This window comes from Acidiphilium sp. MT5 (genome assembly GCF_054767495.1).
In genome coordinates, this window is the sequence record NZ_BAABMR010000001.1 from 68,587 (window position 1) to 89,765 (window position 21,179).

18 protein-coding genes are annotated in these 21,179 nt (G+C 60.3%); 11 read left to right on the forward strand and 7 right to left on the reverse strand.

Going from position 1 to position 21,179, the window contains the following annotated elements; genetic code table 11:
* Window positions 1-174 precede the first annotated feature (174 nt).
* A complete protein-coding gene (gene gabT, locus ACYUCQ_RS00375; RefSeq protein WP_460252509.1) occupies window positions 175-1,452 on the reverse strand; it encodes a 4-aminobutyrate--2-oxoglutarate transaminase in 1,278 nt (425 codons plus the stop codon).
* Between the two features lie 131 nt (window positions 1,453-1,583).
* Here gabT and recQ point away from each other — a divergent pair, with 131 nt between their 5' ends.
* On the forward strand, window positions 1,584-3,443 hold the full coding sequence (recQ, locus tag ACYUCQ_RS00380) for a DNA helicase RecQ (RefSeq protein WP_460252510.1): 1,860 nt from the start codon (window positions 1,584-1,586) through the stop codon (window positions 3,441-3,443).
* Between the two features lie 125 nt (window positions 3,444-3,568).
* Here recQ and ACYUCQ_RS00385 read toward each other — a convergent pair whose 3' ends face one another.
* Entirely contained in the window at window positions 3,569-6,133 is a 2,565-nt protein-coding gene (locus ACYUCQ_RS00385) for a Hint domain-containing protein (RefSeq protein ID WP_460252511.1), read from the reverse strand.
* An 88-nt stretch (window positions 6,134-6,221) separates the two neighbouring features.
* Between ACYUCQ_RS00385 and ACYUCQ_RS00390 the strand changes: the two genes are divergently transcribed.
* The 4 genes from ACYUCQ_RS00390 to ACYUCQ_RS00405 all read left to right on the forward strand — a co-directional run bounded on the left by ACYUCQ_RS00390 (window position 6,222) and on the right by ACYUCQ_RS00405 (window position 9,007).
* The gene (locus tag ACYUCQ_RS00390; RefSeq protein WP_460252512.1) at window positions 6,222-6,734 is read left to right on the forward strand and encodes a hypothetical protein; all 513 of its coding nucleotides are present in this window, start codon (window positions 6,222-6,224) and stop codon (window positions 6,732-6,734) included.
* A 239-nt stretch (window positions 6,735-6,973) separates the two neighbouring features.
* The gene (locus ACYUCQ_RS00395) at window positions 6,974-7,531 is read left to right on the forward strand and encodes a hypothetical protein (RefSeq protein WP_460252513.1); all 558 of its coding nucleotides are present in this window, start codon (window positions 6,974-6,976) and stop codon (window positions 7,529-7,531) included.
* Window positions 7,532-7,579: 48 nt separating this feature from the next.
* A complete protein-coding gene (locus tag ACYUCQ_RS00400; RefSeq protein ID WP_460252514.1) occupies window positions 7,580-8,239 on the forward strand; it encodes a hypothetical protein in 660 nt (219 codons plus the stop codon).
* A gap of 153 nt (window positions 8,240-8,392) precedes the next feature.
* The gene (locus ACYUCQ_RS00405; RefSeq protein WP_460252515.1) at window positions 8,393-9,007 is read left to right on the forward strand and encodes a peroxiredoxin; all 615 of its coding nucleotides are present in this window, start codon (window positions 8,393-8,395) and stop codon (window positions 9,005-9,007) included.
* Between the two features lie 9 nt (window positions 9,008-9,016).
* On the opposite strand, the gene ACYUCQ_RS00410 is transcribed toward ACYUCQ_RS00405, so the two are convergent.
* Together ACYUCQ_RS00410 and ACYUCQ_RS00415 are read right to left on the reverse strand one after the other, a co-directional pair.
* Window positions 9,017-10,570: an FAD-binding domain-containing protein gene (locus ACYUCQ_RS00410; RefSeq protein WP_460252516.1), complete on the reverse strand. Its 1,554-nt coding sequence runs from the start codon at window positions 10,568-10,570 to the stop codon at window positions 9,017-9,019.
* The gene (locus tag ACYUCQ_RS00415; RefSeq protein WP_460252517.1) at window positions 10,555-11,757 is read right to left on the reverse strand and encodes an FAD-binding domain-containing protein; all 1,203 of its coding nucleotides are present in this window, start codon (window positions 11,755-11,757) and stop codon (window positions 10,555-10,557) included. Before ACYUCQ_RS00415 ends, ACYUCQ_RS00410 begins: the two co-directional genes overlap by 16 nt.
* 153 nt (window positions 11,758-11,910) lie before the next feature.
* On the opposite strand from ACYUCQ_RS00415, the gene ACYUCQ_RS00420 reads away from it, so the two are divergent.
* The gene (locus tag ACYUCQ_RS00420) at window positions 11,911-12,261 is read left to right on the forward strand and encodes a thiol-disulfide oxidoreductase DCC family protein (RefSeq protein ID WP_460252518.1); all 351 of its coding nucleotides are present in this window, start codon (window positions 11,911-11,913) and stop codon (window positions 12,259-12,261) included.
* Window positions 12,262-12,359: 98 nt separating this feature from the next.
* A complete protein-coding gene (locus ACYUCQ_RS00425; RefSeq protein WP_460252519.1) occupies window positions 12,360-13,496 on the forward strand; it encodes a TDT family transporter in 1,137 nt (378 codons plus the stop codon).
* 52 nt (window positions 13,497-13,548) lie between these two features.
* On the opposite strand, the gene speE is transcribed toward ACYUCQ_RS00425, so the two are convergent.
* Entirely contained in the window at window positions 13,549-14,409 is an 861-nt protein-coding gene (gene speE / locus ACYUCQ_RS00430; protein WP_460252520.1) for a polyamine aminopropyltransferase, read from the reverse strand.
* 70 nt (window positions 14,410-14,479) lie between these two features.
* Window positions 14,480-14,962, reverse strand: a complete 483-nt coding sequence (gene speD, locus ACYUCQ_RS00435; RefSeq protein ID WP_460252521.1) for an adenosylmethionine decarboxylase — start codon at window positions 14,960-14,962, stop codon at window positions 14,480-14,482.
* Window positions 14,963-15,193: 231 nt separating this feature from the next.
* Between speD and paaK the strand changes: the two genes are divergently transcribed.
* Window positions 15,194-16,510, forward strand: a complete 1,317-nt coding sequence (gene paaK, locus ACYUCQ_RS00440) for a phenylacetate--CoA ligase PaaK (protein ID WP_460252522.1) — start codon at window positions 15,194-15,196, stop codon at window positions 16,508-16,510.
* A gap of 100 nt (window positions 16,511-16,610) precedes the next feature.
* Here the strand turns inward: paaK and ACYUCQ_RS00445 are convergent, their stop codons facing one another.
* Window positions 16,611-17,825 (reverse strand): CaiB/BaiF CoA transferase family protein, encoded by a 1,215-nt coding sequence (locus ACYUCQ_RS00445; protein ID WP_460252523.1) that lies wholly within the window; start codon window positions 17,823-17,825, stop codon window positions 16,611-16,613.
* Window positions 17,826-17,922: 97 nt separating this feature from the next.
* Between ACYUCQ_RS00445 and ACYUCQ_RS00450 the strand changes: the two genes are divergently transcribed.
* The 3 genes from ACYUCQ_RS00450 to ACYUCQ_RS00460 are packed head-to-tail and all read left to right on the forward strand — an operon-like array spanning window position 17,923 to window position 21,156.
* Entirely contained in the window at window positions 17,923-18,705 is a 783-nt protein-coding gene (locus ACYUCQ_RS00450; protein WP_460252524.1) for an SDR family oxidoreductase, read from the forward strand.
* Between the two features lie 11 nt (window positions 18,706-18,716).
* Window positions 18,717-20,165, forward strand: coding sequence for an amidase (locus tag ACYUCQ_RS00455; protein WP_460252525.1), 1,449 nt, complete (start codon window positions 18,717-18,719; stop codon window positions 20,163-20,165).
* Window positions 20,166-20,172: 7 nt separating this feature from the next.
* Complete coding sequence (locus ACYUCQ_RS00460; protein ID WP_460252526.1) at window positions 20,173-21,156, forward strand: MBL fold metallo-hydrolase; 984 nt, start codon at window positions 20,173-20,175, stop codon at window positions 21,154-21,156.
* Window positions 21,157-21,179 lie beyond the last annotated feature (23 nt).

The window sequence follows — 21,179 nt, forward strand, 5'->3', positions numbered from 1 at the left end:
CTTTGCAATCCATCCGTTTTAGGGTTGGGGAGGGCGATCGAGGCACAAGCAGGGAATAGGCAAACGCCCCGCCCTCCCCAACCCTAAAACGCTAACGGGTTCTAAGGGCTCAGCCCTTAGCGGGTCCAGGGCAGAGCCCTGGCCTTTTCCCTTCCCTTGCCCCAATTCCCCGGCTCAAACCGTCAGCGCCTGTTCGAGCAGGTCGAGCCCTTCGGCGAGGGTGGTGTCACCGATGGTGAGCGGGCTGAGCAATCGGATGCTATTGCCGTAAACCCCGCATGACAGCAGGATCAATCCCAATCCGCGTGCTTTCGCGAGCACGGCGCGGGTGGCGTCGGCGTCGGGTTCGGCGGTGCCGCGTTGTTTGACCACATCGAAGGCGATCATGGCGCCGGGCCCGCGCACGGCGTTGATCGGCACGCTGCTATTGCGCTGAGCGATCGCGTGCAGCCGCGTGGTCATGGTGGCCCCGATATGATTGGCCCGATCGATCAATTTTTCATCTTCGATCACATCGAGCACGGCGAGTGCTGCGGCGCAGGCGAGGGGGCTGCCGGCATACGTCCCGCCCAGCCCGCCCGGTTCCGGCGCGTCCATAATGGCGGCGCGGCCAATCACGCCGGACAGCGGAAATCCGCCAGCGAGTGACTTGGCAATGGTCATCAGGTCCGGTTTGACGCCCGAATGTTCAATCCCGAACATCCGCCCGGTGCGGGCAAAGCCGGTTTGCACCTCATCGGCGATCAGCAAAATCCCGTGCTGATCGCACAAAGCCCGCAGCGCCTGCAGCAAGTCGATCGGGGCTGGAATAAACCCGCCTTCGCCCTGCACCGGCTCAATCACGATGGCCGCAACGCGCGACGGCTCAATATCGGCGCGAAACAGCATATCAATGGCGCGCAAACTATCCGCCACACTGACCCCAAACGTCTCGAACGGGAACGGCGCGTGATAAATCTCGGCGGGCATCGGCGCAAAATTCTTCTTATACGGCAACACCTTACCCGTCATCGCCATGGTCAGCAGGGTCCGCCCGTGATAGCCCCCGGCGAAGGTGATAATGCCGGGCCGCCCGGTGGCCGCGCGCGCAATCTTCACCGCATTCTCCACCGCTTCCGCGCCGGTGGTCAAAAACAGCGTCTTCGCCGGCCCTTCAATCGGCGCAATCGCATTCAGCCGCTCCGCCAGCGCGATATACGGCTCATACGGCGAAACCTGAAAGCAGGTATGGGTGAAATTCCCCATCTGCGCCTCAACCGCCGCCATCACTTTCGGATGCCGATGCCCGGTATTCAGCACCGCGATGCCGGCGGCGAAATCGATATAGCGCCGCCCCTCCGCGTCCCATAATTCGGCATTTTCCGCGCGCGCGCAGTAAACCGGATGGGCAATTCCCACCCCACGCGCCACGGCTTGCGTGTGGCGGGCTTGCAAAGCTGCATTGGCTGACATGGTTTTTCTCCTTGCTCTGCCCTCTATACAAGTTTTTGTTCAGCGCTGCCATCAGCCCCCACCACGCTTGCCCCGACTCGCTTGCCTCGACTCGCTTGCCCCGACGCGACGAATAATCGTACAAATCGCCCGTGCCCAGCCTGACCCAACCTCGCACCCGCCCGACCGCACCGCCCGATCCATTGGCACTCCTGCACCGCATTTTCGGCCATTCCGCTTTTCGCGGCGATCAAGCCGCCATCGTCAATCATCTCATCACCGGCCAAGACGCCATCGTGCTGATGCCCACCGGCGGCGGCAAATCGCTCTGCTACCAGCTCCCCGCCCTTTGCCGCCCCGGCGTCGGCGTCATCGTCTCTCCGCTCATCGCCCTGATGCGCAACCAGGTCGAAGCCCTGCGCCAGCTCGGCGTGCGCGCCGCCGCCCTCAATTCCAGCATCACCGGCGCCGAACAATCCGCCGTGCGCAGCCAATTGCGCGCAGGCCAGCTCGATCTGCTCTATGTCGCGCCCGAACGCCTGGTCTCCGATGATTTCATGGCCCTGCTCGATGATCTCTCCATCGCGCTCTTCGCCATCGATGAAGCCCACTGCGTCAGCCAATGGGGCCATGATTTTCGCCCGGAATATCTGCAACTCGCCAGCCTCGGCGGGCGCTATCCCGGCGTGCCGCGCATCGCCCTCACCGCCACCGCCGATCCGCAAACCCGCGACGACATCGCCCGCCGCCTCGGCCTGCCCAACGCCAAATTATTCTGCTCCAGCTTTGATCGCCCGAACATCACTTACGCCATCCTGCCCAAAGCCGAACCCAAGCGCCAATTGCTCAGCTTCCTGCGCCGTCACCCCGGCGTGAGCGGCATCGTCTATTGCCTCAGCCGCGCCACGGTCGATGAAACCGCCGCCTGGCTCCAAGCCCAAAACATCAACGCCCTCCCCTACCATGCCGGGCTCGACGCCACGACCCGCGCCCGCCACCAAGATGCCTTCCTCGCCGATGATCTCACCGGCACGGGTCTCGTCCTCGTCGCCACCATCGCCTTCGGCATGGGCATCGACAAACCCGACGTGCGCTTCGTCGCCCATCTCGATCTCCCCTCCAGCCTCGAAGCCTATTACCAGGAAACCGGCCGCGCCGGGCGCGATGGCAACCCAGCCGAAACTTTTCTCCTCTATGGCATGCAAGACGTCGTGCTCCGCCGCCGCATGATCGATCAAGGCAACGCCCCCGAAGCGGTCAAACGCATCGAACGCGGCAAGCTCGATGCGCTGCTCGGCGTCTGCGAAACCGCAGGCTGCCGCCGCCAAGCCATCCTCGCCCATTTCGGCGAAACCTACCCCGCCCCCTGCGGCAATTGCGATAATTGCACCCGCCCGGTCGCCACCTGGGATGGCACCATTGCCGCCCGCAAAGCCCTCTCCGCCATCCACCGCACCGGCCAGCGCTTCGGCGTCGGCCACCTGACCGATCTGCTGCTCGGCATCCAAACCGAAAAAATCACCCGCTTTAACCATCATGCGCTCCCCACCTTCGGCGTCGGCACCGAGCTTGATCGCAAAGCCTGGGGTTCGGTATTTCGCCAACTGGTCGTCAACGGCATCCTCGCCGTCGATCACGAGGCCTTCGGCGCCCTGATCCCCACCGAGCGCGCAACCCCCATCCTGCGCGGCCACGAAACCATTTTGCTCCGGCGCGACCTGGAGCCCGAACGCAAATCCCGCACCCCAGCCAGCCCCAAACACCCCACCAAAATTTCGCTCCCCGAAGCCAGCAACGCCCCCCTATTCGAAAAACTCCGGGCGCTGCGCAAACAACTCGCCAGCGAACAAGGCGTACCCGCCTACGTCATCTTCCACGACAGCACCCTCATCGCCCTCGCCAACGCCCGCCCCCAAACCCGCGCCGACCTCGCCGCCATCCCCGGCATGGGCACCAGCAAAATCGACCGCTACGGTCTTTCGCTCCTCACCCTGATCACCGAATCCGCCTAACCAGCCTCCCCACCCAATCGCGCGGCCCATCCCGCTAGGGCTAATGCCGTGCCCCAGCAATCACCCGCCAATCTTATCGCGGAACGGCTTGCGCATATCTCGACTGCCAGGTCGCTTTACAACCATCACATTGGCATTCTTCGACGACGAATTTTTGCCGGTGCCGACATCGGTGATACGACTAGCGGGTAGCCTAACGCAGCGCCGATTTCCACCATCACCGGCTCGCCGGCCACCAAACCGGCGGGCACAATCGCGTGTCCATTGGTCCATCGGCCATCAGCTTCCATATCATACCAACCGGCAGCAAGCGCGGGATGATCGAGCGGGATCACTCGACGACCCGCCTGCAAGCGAGTGACCTTCACGCCGAGCGTCCGCCGGTCACGCGGATCAGCGGTGGTTTCACCCGGTATCGCGGTTCGGCTTGCTATAACCACCGCACCGTCCGAGCGTGGCATAATCATCAACCCCGGATCAGATGTCATCGCAATCTTGGCCCGCGCTAAAATACTGGCACGGACTGCCTCGGCAATCGGCCCACTTTCAACAAACGGTGCGCAGCTTTGCTTCTCGCGCTTGGTTTGGGCCAGATCCGGATACAGGATCAACGGTGCGTCGCTATTATCAAAAGCCCCGCGATTGCCGGTTTCCAAATATGATTCGACCGGACAGCCATCAGCGTATATTGCTGCATGATCTGCCAACTCGACATGGTAATAGGTAATTTTTGGCCGCTTCACTTGGCGTATCGTAAAGCCATTTGTTAAAACCTTCGCAGGAATCAAACAACCTGCCAGCGCGATTGCATGATCGGGTGACACATATAAATCGCGATTCGGCACCTGATCAGCAATTGCACTCGCTTCGATCAAAATCGGGTTTACAGTGTCAGGATAAGGATGGCGCGCCAAATTCAACCGCCGCCGACCTATCCAGACAATTGGAGCAACCCCGCCCTGCACACGCACGACATGATCACCGACCTTGAGCGATTCAACGGGAACAGGACCTTTATCGGTCAATATCTCAACGCCCGCTGCAAAGCACGGATTGGCATTTACCACAATCGTTGTAACCGCAGGCGGGTCGGAAACAATGAAGTCGCTCGTCGTGAAATTGCCCTGGATATCAAGTGTTACCGTGCTCGTCGCGTTCGACAGTTCAAGCCCAACGCCTGCCACAAACGTTGCAGTCGTCGCGCCAATCCCGTCGAGCTTGATCGTATCCCCTTGCGTTAAGCCGGAAATCGGCGCCCCCGATGCGAGCTGCGCCACATTCCCCTCAACTGTGAGCGAGGAAGCGGACGAGAAATCAAACGATAAATCGCCCCCGAAATAAGTCGACAGTGATATCGACGATCCAGAGGTCGGTGCAGCAAACGCAACAACATCGATCGAACTGTTTGTTGCGATACTACCGGTAAACACCGCACCGGACTCGACGATAATGGTTCCACCGGCGGTGCCGAAGCTCACGGCGTCCTTTGTGCCGGCAACCGTCCCGGCATTCTCTAGCGTCGCCCCATTCAAATATACGCCGACCCCATCATGCCCGCCGCTAATCTGCCCGCCCGCTTGATTTTCAATCAACGAACCAGAGGCACCGCTAACGCCACCAGTAATCATCCCGTCATTGAAAATCACACCGCCTTTACTGCCGTAAGTGCTTCCAAATGGTTGCTGAAATCCATCTAAGACAGCGCCATTATAACCTAAAATTGTACCGCCTATTTCGTTAATAACCGTCCCCGCTTCAAAGTTTATTCCAAAACCAGCCGTCGGGTTGCTGCTAATCAAGCCTGTATTGGTAACCATCAGATTGGAAGGTTGATACTGATACGTGCCAGAGCTTGAGAACGGCAACAACACATTTCGGCCATAAATCGCGCCGCCATTAGCGAAAGCGGCGCTTAAACTAGCGCCTATTTGCACTCCAGGGCCGTCTGAGAGGATCGTCCCCGAATTGGAAATACTCACCAAACCGGACGCATCGACAGCAACGGACCCTTTAATTGTGCCAGAATTGATCAACGATTCAACAACGTTTACGCTCACACTGTTATAGAACTGGCCAATTTGAACGCCATAGCCAAATGCAGTTTTCGTATACGAACTTGTAGATGTGCCAAACAAATAGGACCCTTTAATCGTCGATTGCAAACCTTGGATCAATCCAGCATTATTGATAATCCCATCGCCCCCTGCAGCGGCACCAACATATGCACCAACGCCATTGGCTTCGATGATGCCGCTCGACAGATTGATCAACGTTCCGCCGGCCAGAAATACGCCATCGCTGGCAGATTCGAATAAGGGAGTGGTCGTCGCGGTCGCGGCGACTATCGTTTCGATTAGTGAACTCTCAACGAGGCCCGCATTGGTGAACGTGCCAACACCGGATGAATCGACAGCTGCGGCGAGACCAAAAGGCGAATAACCAGCCTCCCCTGTTTGATAATTTGGTTCGCCGCCGACTCCAACGGCCGTTCCGTCGAGGCTGAGCGTGACTTGGTTGGTTAGATTAAAACTTACATTGGATGGAATGAAAATATCTGCCGCCACTAAAACCGCAGTCGAGCCATAATTAATCAAGCTTGATCCGCTCAAAAGCTCGGCGGACGTGTTAGTAATCGTCGTTGAGCCACTAACCAGTGTAACAGCCGCCGATACGATAGTAGTTTTGGTCATTTCCTGCTCGCCTATTTCAGAGTTCATTGAGAGTGTGGATAAACCGCATTCAGGGTCGTCCCCCAACGCGGTAAGATGTAATTGGGTATTGACCTCCGGAATTGAGGTCAGCGCCAATCCCTGCACTAATCGGCGGCAGGAACAGCATATCTTCAATCAATTTCTGACCGAACCGGCTGCGGTGGAAGCTTCGCCACCACCGGCCAATCAGGGTGTGCGTGAGAGCATTCTCGAACCCGCACGCATCGGCATGCTGCCGACCCATCGGCCCGCATGTTGCCAGAGACATTTTCGGACGACTACTGGCGTGTTGCCCCTTGAGACCATCTTGGAACCAGACGGCCCACATAAAAAAACGATTTATGCCAACATCGCCAGCGAATGCGCGATTGATCCAGCAGATCCGCGAGCCAACCGCCGACATGACAACCACATGACAGCGGCATACGCTGGCGAGGCTGCCATCAACGTAGCAATTTCCAACGAGCAAAGGCGCAAAATGCGACATCCAGTTGATTATTCGCTACGCTTCAACCGGCAGATCGAACGATTTTTCGTTACATCAAAAAATAACATTTGGTACACTAACTCAAATGACTAAAATTTGAGAATTTTTGATTTTTGCAACAGCCAATCTCATGAAATTTACTGTCCTGCCTCCCGATACACTTAAAACATGATGAAAATATCAGTGAGTTAACGACTCGTCAATCTGAATTGATTAGTCGCGCTATCACAGCTATGTGACATCGACGCGAGCCGAACTGATGCGCTTACATCCACGCCGATGACCGTTCGATCAATTAGAGACAAATATCGAGTAAAATTCTGGACCAAACCATGAGAAACGCGTCAATCTTCGTAGGCGTTGCCGTCCTCGCCTCCCTCGCCACCGCCGCCGCTCACCCGGTCCGCATCCAGCCCAGCGCTTGTTCCGCCGTCCCCGCGCGCTTCAACCCCATCGGTCGCAAAATTATCGGCATCGATTGGCCGCACTATCAACCCTTTATGAAGCTGTGTCCGGTCAATGACCCATCCGGTAAAACAATCCTGCGCATCCTCGCGCTCAATCTTCCCGCCGCTCAAAAAGCAGGCAGCCTCGAATGGGTGAACGGCAAGCGTTGGACCCCCGACAGCCCCGAAAATAGCGATCCCGTGCCGCTGCCCATCCTCATCAACCGCAACGGTAAACCCCTCGCCACCCTGCCAGAAAACCTGTTCCCCCTCATCCCCAATCGCGGCTATATCGCCGCCACCCATTGGCATCACCATTTCCCCACCCAGTTCATTGTTGCCCAAGATGAACCAAATCTCGGCCCCAACGCCCCGCTCCACTGCATCACGTATCGCTGGAACCCCCGAACCCAACGCTACGCCGCCACCCCTAACGCCCCTTAATCATTTTCGCTCTTTCGCACCCACCCCCTCCTATGCCATGTTAGGCACATGGAGCAGGTCACTAACCAACTCGCACAAAGTCTCGCCGACCGCTTCACCGCGATCGCGCACATGCTCCGCAAAACCCTCGGCGCCCCCGACTATGCCCGCTTTAATCTCGCCCTCAAATGGGCGGTTTGGCACCGCATTTCGCTCCTCTCCCTCCGCTTCCGCGCCCTCTCCTGCAATCCCCGCCCCATCCGCGAACGGAAACCACAGCCCAAAGCTCAAACCACGCCCGAATCAGCACAAGCACCAGCGCCACCCCCTCAAACCGGCGCAAAAAGGAGCGAATTGCCGGAGCAAAAAGGCTGGCTGCTGCAAACATTCCCCGGCCATCACATCCCCTATGTGCGCGGCCATCTCATCCGCTTCCTCGAAGACCCAGACTTGTCGCTCCTCCACGGCGAAAACCCCCGAATCGGTCGCGTGCTACGCCCGATCTGCCACATGCTCGCGATTCCGCTGCCGACTTATCTCAAATTACCGCGCAAGCCCCGCAAACCGGAGCAAAAACCGGCGCGCAAACCAGCGCGGCGGAGCGAAAAACCGGAGCCGTCATTTTACGACTACATGCTGGCAAAATATCCTGCTCCGCCGCCACGCCCCACACTCCCCGGCCATATTTACGCACCCCCCGCCCGCGCAAAAATCAACTTCGAGCGCTAGGCGGAGAATATTGCCCAAATCGTTCCGGAGCAGAAATAAAAAAGGAGCAAAAAAGGAAAAAACTTATGAGCGAGCCTTTCGCACATCCCCAAACGCCCTATTTGCCAGAGTGGCGCTAAAAATTGCAGTCTTAGCCATCAGGGGAGTTTCATCATGATCAATCGTTGGGTTCAAACAGCGCTCGTCGCCCTCATCGCCGCCGTGGCGATTCCGGCGTGCGCGGCAACGCCCCCGGCCACCATGCTGAAACCCGGCACCCAAGCGCCCGATTTTACCCTCCCGGCCACGCTCGCCGGCCATGATTACAATTTTTCGCTGAAGCAGGCGCTCGCGAAAGGCCCGGTGGTGCTGTATTTCTTCCCAGCCGCCTACACCAGCGGCTGCGATCTCGAAGCCCACACCTTCTCCACCGATAAGCCGCAATTCGCCAAAGCGGGCGCGACCATTCTGGGCGTATCCGAAAATTCAATCCCCATGCTCAACAAATTCGAGCGTGACCCCAAATTCTGCGCCGGCCAATTCCCCATCGCCTCAGACCCCAGCGGCTCCATCGGCGCGCTCTATGGCGTCAAGCTCTACCCGCCGATCCAAGGGGCCACCACCATCAAGGGCCAAGCCATCAATCACGGGTTTTTCGCCCGCACAACCTTCGTCATCAGCCCGAACGGCAAAATCGTCGCCTCAATGTCGAGCGCCCAAAACCACATCTCGCCGGTCCAGCACGTCACGCGCTCCTTGGCCATCGTTAAGCAATTGCAGCATCATTAAGCGCCTAACCTACAAATCAAAGCTAAGTTGCCGGTCCTGATCGGGCTTGGCGGCGCGCCGTGGCTTGCGGCCGGTCATCTTAATCCCCGCTTTGCGGCTGCCATGCTTGGCGGCAATCTGCGCGGCTTGAGCGCGATGGCCAGAACCAAGGCGAACAGCATGCAGCGCCGCGCGGGCCGTGCGGGCAGCTTCTTCATGATCGATAATCGGGGCCGGATAAGCAAGCGTGGTAGCGCCGGGCCAAAGCCAAGGTTGATGGATAAAAGCGTCCGGCACCGCGCGCAATTCGGGCACGAAGCGTCGCACAAATTGCCCGGTCGGGTCATGATCCAGCCCTTGCTTCACCGGATTATACACCCGCATCGTATTAATGCCGGTGGTGCCGGACTGCATTTGAATTTGCGGCCAATGGATGCCCGGCTCGTAATCAACAAACTGCCGGGCGAGATGCAGGCCGCTGGCCCGCCAGGGCAGCCAGAGATGATAGCTGGCAAATGAGGTCAGCATCGCGCGCATCCGAAAATTAAGCCACCCATGATGATCGAGGGCGCGCATACACGCATCGATGAACGGATAACCGGTCGCCCCAGCGCACCAGGCCGCGAGCACCGCCTCATCCGCCTGGGTCGGGCGCAACCCATCATAAGCCGGGTGCAAATTCTCAAATTCCAGCCTGGGTTCGCCTTCAAGTTTCTGGATGAAATGGCAATGCCAATGCTGGCGCCCGGCGAACGAAACCAGCGAGGCCCGCCAGCGTTGCGTATCCGGATCATTGATGGGCAGCGCACGCAACCGTGCCGCCGTCGCCTGCGCAATTTCCCGCAGCGACAACGCGCCCCAACTCATATAGGCCGACAAGCGCGAACTGGCCTCGAACGCGGTAACCGGGCTCGACATGCGCCACCGATAATCACGCCCCCGCACGGCAAAAAAACTCTCCAGCGCCGCCAGCCCCGCGCGGCGCCCCCCGACTTGGCGGGCAGGGCAGGGGTCAGGCCGCAGACCCATTTCCTCAACGCTGGGGATCGGCGTCAATGGCGGCGCGTGCATCGCCGGCGGCGGCGTGATCTGCGCAGGGGCTGGCGTGATCGGTTCGGCCATCATCCGGTCCCAGCGCCGCGCCCACCCCTCGCGGGATCGCAGCCGGCGGATCACACCGAATTGCTGAAATTCGTGCCAGGGAATGCCCGCATCCCGCGCCCAAGCAGCCACGGCCCGATCCCGCGCATAAGTCCAACCATTGCCGGTTTCCATATGGCTCCAAATCGCGCTGATGCCGTGCCGCCGATGCAGCGCATCGAAAATCGCCACCGCGTCACCCATCATGATGGTGAGTGCCTGCCCCCGCGCCGCAAGCGCCTGCTGCAGCTCGTGCAAACATTCGCGAGCAAACGCCCATTGCCGGGCGGACGCATCCGGCTGCGCCCAGAGCGCCGGTTCGGCGATATAGAGCGGCAACACCGGCCCGGCTTCGCAGGCGCGGGCCAAAGGCTGATGATCGGTGATCCGCAAATCGCGTTTGAACCAAACGATATTGAGCATCGGCGTCAGAGTAACCCACACGCCCGCAACCCCGCAGGGACGCGCTCTTTGAACGGAAAAAACCCTTTACTGGCGCTCGGCCAAAATTGCTCATCCCACGGGCGGCGAAGCTGCCGGACCGATAGACCGGCGGCGGCAAGTTGCGGGGTGATCGCGCTCAGGGCCGAAGCAACCGGCCCAATCGGCGCATAGGGCGTCATGATCTCGCGAACGCGCGCAGCATGAGCGGCGGTCATGATGGTCTCAGCATCGAGCCGGGTTGCGCGCTGAACCGGCACCTCGACATGCCCAGTCAGGCGCGCATGGGTATCCTCCGCCGCCCGCGCCGCGAATTGCGCGGAACAATCGCCATGATGCAAGCGGGGATCGCTCACGATCAGCACCGAGGCGAGATCGGGTCCGGAGCGAAACATCGATTCCGGATGCAAATCTTCATCGGTAATCAGCAACAGGAATGGCGCATCGGGACTTCGGCTTTCCGCTTTGGGCAACGGGCGCGGCGCTTCGAGCGGCGCTTCGCTCAAAGGCTCAGCACGCGGCGCAAGCCCGACCGGTGCGAACCGTCCATTGGTATAGCGGGCAATATTCTCGGCGCTCGCCAAATAGGTCTTCCCCGGTGTTTGCAGCCCGGCCACCCACCGCCAGGACAGGGTATTGCTGGCCGGGTCGGCATCGAGCAGATGCCGCAGAAAAAAATCAGCCCCAAGCGCCCAGGGCAGGCGCAGGGTAAAAATCCAAATCGAGGCGAACCACATGCGGGCGTGATTATGCAAATAGCCGGTTTCAACCAGCTCGCGCGCCCAATCATCAAAACCCTCAAGGCCGGTGCGCCCTTGCTCGGCGTCGTGCAACGCCTTCGAACCGGCCCAATGATCGCCCTGCTCGTCGCGCGCCTGCAGAAAACGGGTCCAAACGCCGGGGCGCAGCTCCAGCCAGCCTTTCCAATAGGTGCGCCAGAGCACTTCCTGAATAAATTTATCCGCCGCCTGCGCGCTGTGATGCGCGAGCACGTGACTGATGATTTCCGGCTCGGTCATCAGGCGGCGGCGCAGATAGGGCGAGAGTTTCGAGACCGCGCTGGGTTGATCGGGCCCAGGATCGGTGTTGCGCCCCGCCGCATACCGGCCACCAGCACCCGGCGCAAACTGCCGCAGCCGGTCAAGCCCCGCGTCGCGGGTCGGGGGAAAAGCGATGAGAGGATGCAGCATGTCAGGGTCCGAAAGGGTGAGAATTTCGCTCACTCATGTAGGGATGGATCGCCGGGGCGCATCAGGGCCACGCGATTGCAAAAAAATCATCCGCACCAATCTCCTGCTCTATGCCGAGATCAATCGATATCGTTGCGCCGCGCGGAGGCTCTGATGGGTGAACGCCCGATTGTTTATTATGATGGTGCCTGCCCGGTATGCGCCCGCGAAATTGGCTATTATCAGCAGCGCAAGGAAGCAGATTTGTTCAGTTGGGTCGATGTCACCTGCGCTGACGCGAGCGTGCTGGGCAGCGATTTGTCCCGCGCGGACGCGCTTGCCCGCATGCATGTGCGCCGGGCGGATGGTTCGTTGGCGGTGGGGGCTGCGGCCTTCGCCGAAATCTGGCGGCCCATGCCGGGCTTGCGCTATCTTGCTGCGCTGATCGCGATCCCGCCATTCAACATCATCGCCGAATGGGCGTATCGGGGTTTTTTGAGGCTGCGCAAAATCTGGCGATCATAATCAATCTAATATTAAGATTATAATGATCGGATTGAACACGTTGGACGATTGATTGGTTTGGCCTATATCCAGGGCGTCACCAATAAGGAACCCAAGCCGTGCTCACCCAAACAATTGCGCCGTGGCGCCCGCTTCAGCGCGTTTCTCATCCGCGCGAAATCGTCCGCCAATTCACCCCGAATTGGTTCACCCTGACCATGGGCACCGGGATTTTGTTCCTGATACTCGCGCAATTTCCGCTGGCCATCCCTGGCCTCGTTTCGCTCACGCGGGTGTTGTTTTGGGGGGATGGCGCGCTTTATCTGATTTTCGCGCTGTTGTTCGCGGCGCGTTGGATTTGGTTCACGGCGGATGCAAAAAAGCTGCTCGATCATCCGGTGATGTCGATGTTTCTCGGCGCCATCCCGATGGGGCTTGCCCCGATTATTAATGGATTGGTCGGGTTTTATCCGCATAGTCCGCTGGCCGTGCGCGCCGCTCTTGATCTTTGGTATGGGGATGTCGTGCTGGCTTTGATCATTGGCTGGCTGGTGCCGTTTTTCATGTTCACCCGTCAGACCCATCATTTGACCACCATGACCGGGGTTTGGTTGCTGCCGATTGTGCCGGCAGAAGTGGCGGCGGTCAGCGCGGGAACGATTGCGCCGCATCTGGCCACCGCGAGCGCACAAATTGTTGTGATGATCGGTTACGGGCTGTGGGCGCTCTCGGTGCCGCTCGCCTTCGGGATTCTGGCCATCCTGTTTCTTCGTCTTGCCTTGCATAAGCTGCCGCATCGCGAAATGGCGGTATCGACTTGGCTTACCCTCGGCCCGATTGGCACCGGCAGCACCGCGCTGATCGTGCTGGGCAACGCTGCGGCGAGCGCGTTCGCAGGCCAAGCCTTGGAGCCGATTTTTCTGGTCGCCAAAGCCCTCGGCGTGGTTGGTGGCCTGCTCCTGTGGGGCGTTGGCCTGTGGTGGTTGGGCATGGCGATGATGATTACGATCCGTTATTTAAAAGAGGGGCTACCGTTCAATATGGGCTGGTGGGGTTTCACCTTCCCGCTCGGCGTTTATACCGGCGCAACCTACGCGCTGGCCGCGAGCACTGGTTATCGCGGCTTTGAGATTTTCGCCGCGGCTCTGACCCTATTGCTGGTGTTTTTCTGGAGCCTGGTCACCAGCCGAACCCTGCACGGCATGTGGCACGGCCATCTCTTCGCCGCTCCCTGCCTCGCCAAACAAAGCGCGTGAAGGATGGACGGACCATCCCTCGCGCCCCCCGAACCACCGCGAACCACCACGCTTACGGCAGATGTTTGCTGATATAAGGCGGGAGGAAAAACGCGGCCCGGTGGATTTCGGGCGTCCAATATTCGGTGGTGCCGATAATGCCCGCCGCCTGTGCGCGCGTTGCAATCGTGGCGGCTGTTTGTTGGGTGAGGGTCGGGTCTTTGCCGGCCCAGCCCAGCGTCATGTAGCCGCCGACATAGGTTGGCACCGCCGCCACATAGGCGGTGACATGCGGGAAAAATTGCCGCCGACGGGCCGAGGTATCGCGCAACTCATCGGCCTGCATGGCGGGCACGCCGCATTGATTAACAATGACGCCACGATCCGTTAGAATCCGCGCGCAATTTTGATAAAATTCGTCGGTAAACAGCACTTCGCCCACGCCGATCGGGTCGGTGCTATCGACGATAATCACGTCAAAACTCGCATCCGGCGCCTTTTTGACATAATCGATGCCATCGCCGACAATCACGTCGGCGCGCGGATCGCTCCAGGCGGTGCCGCCAATCGTGGGCAGGAATTGCTTGGACAGGCGGATCACCTCGCCATCGATCTCAACCATCACCGCCTTGGTCACGCCGGGATGCATCAGCACCCGCTTGAGCACGCCGCCATCGCCCGCACCGATGATTAACACCGATTGCGCCGCACCATGCGCCAGGATCGGCACATGCGCGATCATTTCTTGATAGACAAATTCATCGCCCTCGGTGATTTGCACCACCCCGTCCAGCGTCATCACCCGGCCATGGGTTTCACTCTCGAAAATCGCAATATCCTGAAAATCGCTGCGTACCCGCGCCAATTCGCGCACCACGCGAAAACGTTGGCCCCAGGCCGGATAAAGCGATTCGTTGAACCACATATCGGTCATGATCGTGCTCCGCAGCAAAACACCGCCCGGTGCGAGACCGGACGGTGATTTCAATGAAAGACAATTTGACTTAGGACGTCAGGCCGCGCCGTTGCTCGCCCACTTGCACATCGGACGGGCTGAACGCGGCTTTAATCAGCGGGATGGCCTGATACGGGTTGCAATCCCCGCACATGAAAATATCCAGCGCCGCAAAGCCCCGCTCCGGCCATGTATGGATCGAGATATGGCTTTCAGCCAGCACCACCACGCCCGAAACGCCGCCATTCGGGGTAAAATGATGGAAATGGCTATGCAGAATCGTCGCCCCGGCGGCGAGTGCTCCTGCGCGTAACGTTTCATCGATCAATTCCGGCTCATCAAGGCGGCTCGCGCCCCAAATATCGATGAGCAAATGAGTGCCGGCAAAGCGGACCCCATCGCGCTCGACAAAGTAATCCTTTGGCACGGCTTGATCGTCACCGATACCATTGGCACCAACGGCGTTATCCATCATCGTCTGGTTTTCGCTCGGAATCTCCGAGACCATCCCCAGTCGGGCAAGTGCGTTCATCGCGAACCCCCTCAACCAGTGACAGCCTGTAGAACGCAACACCGCGCTGCGCCCCCCGGGGCTAAGAGCGCGCGATATGAGGCTAATCGCCCGGCGATGCAAGCGAATTTTTACTCCGCACCCATGAAATTTTCAGGGCAACCCCATGCAACATTGCTGGCACATCCCGCCGAAACGTTTATGATCTATCGCCGTAAACCAATCAATCAATACGATTTCGGGAGCGACAGGATGCAACAATCGGCCCATCCAGCCTACGACCAGCGTGATCCGACCGAATTCGCCTCGCGCGATGAAATCATCGCCCTGCAGACCGCGCGGCTGAAAACCACCCTGCACCGCGCCTATACCAATGTGGCGCCGATGCGCGCCAAATTCGATCAGGCCGGCGTGCATCCGGATGATTTTCGCACCCTGGCCGATTTGGCCAAATTCCCGCTGATGGTGAAGGATGATTTGCGCCAAGCCTATCCGTTTGGCCTGTTCGCCGTGCCGCGCAGCGAGATCAGGCGGCTGCATGCCTCATCGGGCACCACCGGCAAGGCGGTGGTGGTGGGCTATACTGAGGCCGATCTCGATGTCTGGGCCAATCTGGTCGCCCGCTCGATCCGCGCCGCCGGCGGGCGCGCAGGCATGACCGCGCATATCGCCTACGGCTATGGCTTGTTCACCGGCGGGCTGGGCGCGCATGCTGGCGCGGAGCGGCTTGGCTGTGCGGTGGTGCCGGTTTCGGGCGGCATGACCGAGCGGCAAGTCCAGCTCATCATCGATTTCGAGCCGCAGATTATCATGGTTACCCCGAGCTATGGGCTGGCGATCCTCGATGAGTTCCGCAAGCGCGGGCGCGATCCGCGCGCAACCGCCTTACAAATCGGCATTTTCGGCGCGGAACCCTGGAGCGGGGCGATGCGCGCCGAGCTTGAAGCCGGGTTTGGCATCGAGGCCACCGACATTTATGGCCTTTCGGAAATCATCGGCCCCGGTGTGGCGCAGGAATGTGTGGAAACCAAGGATGGTCCGCATATTTGGGAGGATCATTTCTATCCCGAAATTATCGATCCGCTGACCGGCGCGGTTCTGCCCGATGGTACGCCAGGCGAGTTGGTATTCACCACGCTGAGCAAGCAGGCGATGCCGATTATTCGCTACCGCACCCGCGATTTGTCCTGCCTGCTGCCCGGCACCGCACGGCCCGGCATGCGGCGGATGGCGCGCATCACCGGCCGCTCCGATGATATGATCGTGCTGCGCGGGGTCAATTTGTTCCCCACCCAGATCGAAGAAATCTTGTTTGAACAAGCCTGGTGCGCTGGTCATTTCGTGATCGAACTCAGCCGACCGCATCGGCTTGATGAAATGCTGATCCGCGCCGAATGTCGCCCCGAGCATTGGGCCGGCACGCCGATGGAGGATGCAGCCCATCACGCCGCGCATTTGATCAAGCAGCGCCTTGGTGTGTCGTGCACCCTGCAGATCGAGCCGCCGGGCGCGCTCGAACGCTCACTCGGCAAAGCCAAACGCGTGATCGATCACCGGGTAAAATTTTAGAAACTGATTGGTTGGCCCCAATCAGTTTCTAAGCCGTGGTTTGACGATCAATTTCATCGGCTGGGCTCGATCCTCAGAATCGAGACCAGCCGATATTGTTCTAAAGTCGGCGCGTGCGGATAATTCCCTCCGCCTCCAGGGCGGCGACCTCATCCGGCGCAAAACCGTAATCGGCGAGGATCTGCGCCTGATCGGCGGCGAAGCAAGGTGGCTTGGTCCACGTGCCGGTCTCTGGCCCGCCCGGCGTGCGCGAAAATTTAATCGGCGTGCCGAGTGTTTTGATGCCATCCAAATCCGCGACCATCGCCCGATGCGCGGTGTGTGCGCTGCCCAGCGCCTGATCGACGGTTTGCATCGCCCCGGCGGGCACCCCGGCGGCAATCAGCTCCATCGCCACCGTGGCCCCATCGCGATCCGCCAACAAAGCTTCAAGCTCGGCAACCATCGCCGCCCGATGCGCGAGCCGTGCGGCATTATCGGCGAAGCGCGGATCATCGGCCAATGCGGCGCGGCCCAAATGCGCGCATAATTTACGAAATTGCCCGTCATTGCCCGAAGCGATGAAAATGGCACCGTTGCCAGTACGAAACACCTCATAAGGTGCGATATTCGGATGCGCGTTGCCCGAGCCTGCCGGAATTTTGTCTGAAAGCAGATAATTCGCCGCTGCCGGGTGCAACAAAGCCAAGGCGGTATCATGCAACGTCATGTCGATGAATTGGCCGAGGCCCGAGCGCTGGCGCTCATACAGCGCCATCAGAATCGCGACCGCCGCATAGAGCCCGGTGCCCATATCAACCACCGGCGCGCCCATACGCACTGGGCCGCCGCCCGGCGTGCCATTGATGCTGGCAAGGCCCGACATCGCCTGGACGATCGCATCATAGCCCGGCAGCCCGCCCAGCGGCCCGTCCGCGCCGAAACCGGAAATCCGGCAATGGATCAGGCGCGGAAACGCCGGCGCCAAATCCGCATAACCGAGGCCCCATTTTTCCATTGAGCCGGGTTTGAAATTCTCGGTGAGCACATCGGCCTTGGCCAATAAGCGGCGCAGCACTGCCCGCCCGGCCTCGCGCGATAAATCCAGGCTCATCGCCCGCTTATTGCGATTGGCGCCAAGAAAATAGCTGGCATCGCGCGCCCCATTCGCGCGCTCCAGAAATGGCGGTCCCCAATCGCGCACCTCATCGCCCTGCGGGGGTTCAATTTTAATCACCGTCGCGCCGTGATCGGCGAGGATCATGGTGCAATAAGGCCCGCCGAGCACGCGGGTCAGGTCGATCACGGTAAGTCCGGCAAGTGCGCGGTCAGACATCGGCAAGCTCCTGCAACGGCGCAAGGGCGCGCCATTTGCCGTTTGCTGTAATCTTGGTCCAAACTGCCGACAAGGGATTGGGAGGGAGGAGCGAAACATGGATCTGGGATTGCAAGGGCGCACCGCTTTGGTCTGCGCGGCCAGCAAAGGCTTGGGGCGCGCCGTGGCATTCGCCCTCGCGCGCGAAGGTGTGACACTCACCATCACCGCCCGGGGCGCCGATGCGCTTGCGCAGACCGCCGCCGAGATCAGGGCTGAAACCGGTGCCGTGGTGCATATCGCCCCCGGGGACATCACCACCGAGGCCGGGCGCGCCGCCGCCCTCGCCGTGGCCGGTCAGCCGGATATTCTGATTACCAATGCTGGCGGTCCCCCACCCGGCGATTTTCGCGATTTGACCCAAGCCCAATGGCTGGCCGCTCTGCACGCCAATATGCTGACCCCGATTGCCCTGATCCGCGCCGTGATCGACCCGATGATTGCGCGGCGCTTTGGCCGCATCGTCAATATCACCTCCGCTTCGGTCAAATCACCAATCCCCACGCTCGGCCTGTCCAACGGCGCGCGCGCGGGCTTGACCGGCTTTGTCGGCGGGGTGGCACGGGAGGTGGCGCGGCATAATGTGACAATTAATAATTTGCTCCCCGGGCCGTTCCTGACCGATCGGCTGCGCGCCAACGCCCAAGCGGCGGCGCAGGCTGCAGGGCGCAGCGTTGATGACGAAATTATGCGCCGTGCTCAATCCAATCCCACCCAGCGGGTTGGCACACCGCGCGAATTCGGCGATGCTTGCGCGTTCCTCTGTGCCGCTCAGTCGGGCTATATCGTTGGGCAAAACATCTTGATCGATGGCGGCGCTTTCAACGCATCGTTTAATTGAAGGGAAATCCCATGGACCTCGCCTACGCCACAGCCCGGCAAATTGCCAAAGCGATTGCCGGTGGAAAAATCTCCTGCACCGAGGCGGTGAAAGCGCAAATCGCCCGGATCGAGGCGTTGGATGGCGCGTTGAACGCCGTGGTGGTGCGTGATTTTGACCGCGCTTTGGCCACCGCCCGCAATCATGATCGGCAGCGCAAAAAAGCGGCCAAATTGCCGCCTTTGTTCGGCGTGCCGATGACGGTGAAGGAAAGTTACGATGTCGCGGGCCTGCCCACCTGCTGGGGTGTGCCGGAGGCGTTGCATGTGGCCGAGGCCGATGCGCTCGCGATCACGCGATTGAAGGCGGCGGGTGCCATCATCACTGGCAAAACCAACGTCCCGGTTCTGCTGATGGATTGGCAGGCGCGCAACCCGGTTTATGGGCAAACCAATAATCCGTGGGATGTCACGCGCTGGGCCGGTGGATCATCCGGCGGCTCGGCGGTATCGCTGGCGGCGGGCTTCGCTTCTTTAGAAGCAGGCAGTGACATTGGTGGATCGCTGCGTGATCCGGCGCATTTCTGCGGCGTCTATGCCCATAAACCCACCTGGAATTTGCTGCCCTTGCTCGGCCATTCGCTGGCCGGCGGTGTGGTGCCGACCGATCTATCGGTGATCGGGCCGATGGCGCGCAGTGCGGGGGATTTGGATGTTGCACTCCGCCTGATGGCCGGACCGGCACCGATTGAACGCGGCCTGCGTTTGGCGTTGCCGCAACCGCGCCAGCGCGGTCTGCGCGGATTGCGCGTGGCGATCCTGGCCGATCATCCGAGCGCGCCGGTTGAGCGCGAAATCGTCGCTTCCTTGCATGAGCTGGCTCGGCATTTGAAAAGCGAGGGGGCCAAAGTCTCGCTCACCGCCCGCCCGGCGCTTGATCTGGCCGCCGCCAACGAGACCTATCTGACATTGTTGAACGCTGCGTTGTCGGCGCGCATCCCTGATGATCGCATCGCGGTGATGCGCGCATTGCTCGCCAAGGCCGGTCCGGCGCGTGCGGATGAGGATTTTGCGGTGCGCGATTCCCGCTCCACCCTGATCGAACATCGGCTCTGGCTGCGGCTGAACGAGGAGCGGCATCGCGCGCGCCTCGCCTGGGATCAGTTTTTCGAGAGTTGGGACGTGCTGATCGCCCCGGTCGCCTCGATCGCAGCACAGCCGCATGACCCGGTCCATGGGCTTGCGGATCGCCGGGTGATGGTCAATGGCGAAGACCGCGCCTTCATCGAGCAATTATTCTGGGCCGGCATCGCCACCATGCCGTTGCTTCCGGCCACATCAGCCCCACTTGGATTTACCGAGGCGGGCTTGCCGTTTGGTATGCAGATTTTGGGCGCGCCTTATGAGGATCGCACCACCATCGCGGTGGCTGCTGCGCTGGAAACATCCTGGCTTGGATTCCAGCGCCCGCCTCATTTCTGATGGGTTGATGGCTGAAAGGGCGCGCGTGGATCATTTTGATGGTGAGCACTTCTTCAACCCTGAAGGAGCGCGGCGCAATGTCAGCCGGTTCCGCGCCCTCAAATGGCTAACCCGGCGTGGCACGCGCTCGCCCTGGCCGAAGCGGCGGTTGAACCAGTTTTGGCCGCCGCCGGTGGATCTGGTTACGCCGGGGCAGGTGGCCGTCACGTTCATCGGCCATTCCAGTTTTCTACTCCGCTTGTCGGGGTTAACACTTCTCACCGATCCGATTTTTTCCGAACGCTGCTCGCCGCTGAGCTTCATCGGCCCGCGCCGGGTGCGCGCCCCCGGCCAGCCTTTATCGGCCTTGCCGCGCCCGGATGCGATTCTGCTCTCGCATAACCATTATGATCATTGCGATGTGCCGAGCCTGCGCGCCTTGCGCGCGCGCTTCGGGCGGATGCCGCTCTTTGCACCGCTGGGCAATAAAGCCTGGCTGGAGGCCAAGGGGCTCGGCCCGGTGATCGAGCTGGATTGGTGGCAGACGGTGCCGTGCCGCGACGCTGCGATCACCCTCACCCCGGCTCGCCACTTCGCCGCCCGCACCTTGCGGGATCGCAACACAACGCTGTGGGGCGGCTTCATGATCAATCATGCGGCGGGGGCTGAGCGGATCTATTTTGCGGGCGATACCGGCTTCACCACCCATTTCGAACCGATCCGCGCCCGGCTCGGCGCGCCGGATTTAGCACTCCTGCCCATCGGCGCCTATGAGCCGCGCTGGTTCATGGAATCGGTGCATATGAACCCCGATGATGCCGTGCGCGCCTTTCAGATATTGGGCGCACGGCGCGCGCTGGGCATGCATTTCGGCACGTTTCAATTGACCGACGAGCCGGTGGATGCGCCGCTGGAAGATTTAGCCCGCGCGCGCCGCGCCGCCCATCTCACGCCCGATCAGTTCGACACGCTGGATTTTGGCGAAACCCGGCATTTTGTGCTCAGAGCCTGATTGCCTTAGCGCCCGATCTTCCT

What these genes read in the sequence shown, in the direction of transcription:
- speE (WP_460252520.1), bottom strand. Translation starts at nt 14,409, where the DNA reads ATGACCGATATGTGGTTCAACGAATCGCTTTATCCGGCCTGGGGCCAA.
- ACYUCQ_RS00395 (WP_460252513.1), top strand. Translation starts at nt 6,974, where the DNA reads ATGAGAAACGCGTCAATCTTCGTAGGCGTTGCCGTCCTCGCCTCCCTC.
- ACYUCQ_RS00460 (WP_460252526.1), top strand. Translation starts at nt 20,173, where the DNA reads ATGGCTGAAAGGGCGCGCGTGGATCATTTTGATGGTGAGCACTTCTTC.
- ACYUCQ_RS00445 (WP_460252523.1), bottom strand. Translation starts at nt 17,825, where the DNA reads ATGTCTGACCGCGCACTTGCCGGACTTACCGTGATCGACCTGACCCGC.
- ACYUCQ_RS00455 (WP_460252525.1), top strand. Translation starts at nt 18,717, where the DNA reads ATGGACCTCGCCTACGCCACAGCCCGGCAAATTGCCAAAGCGATTGCC.
- ACYUCQ_RS00405 (WP_460252515.1), top strand. Translation starts at nt 8,393, where the DNA reads ATGATCAATCGTTGGGTTCAAACAGCGCTCGTCGCCCTCATCGCCGCC.
- ACYUCQ_RS00385 (WP_460252511.1), bottom strand. Translation starts at nt 6,133, where the DNA reads ATGACCAAAACTACTATCGTATCGGCGGCTGTTACACTGGTTAGTGGC.
- paaK (WP_460252522.1), top strand. Translation starts at nt 15,194, where the DNA reads ATGCAACAATCGGCCCATCCAGCCTACGACCAGCGTGATCCGACCGAA.
- ACYUCQ_RS00400 (WP_460252514.1), top strand. Translation starts at nt 7,580, where the DNA reads ATGGAGCAGGTCACTAACCAACTCGCACAAAGTCTCGCCGACCGCTTC.
- gabT (WP_460252509.1), bottom strand. Translation starts at nt 1,452, where the DNA reads ATGTCAGCCAATGCAGCTTTGCAAGCCCGCCACACGCAAGCCGTGGCG.
- ACYUCQ_RS00415 (WP_460252517.1), bottom strand. Translation starts at nt 11,757, where the DNA reads ATGCTGCATCCTCTCATCGCTTTTCCCCCGACCCGCGACGCGGGGCTT.
- ACYUCQ_RS00420 (WP_460252518.1), top strand. Translation starts at nt 11,911, where the DNA reads ATGGGTGAACGCCCGATTGTTTATTATGATGGTGCCTGCCCGGTATGC.
- ACYUCQ_RS00450 (WP_460252524.1), top strand. Translation starts at nt 17,923, where the DNA reads ATGGATCTGGGATTGCAAGGGCGCACCGCTTTGGTCTGCGCGGCCAGC.
- speD (WP_460252521.1), bottom strand. Translation starts at nt 14,962, where the DNA reads ATGAACGCACTTGCCCGACTGGGGATGGTCTCGGAGATTCCGAGCGAA.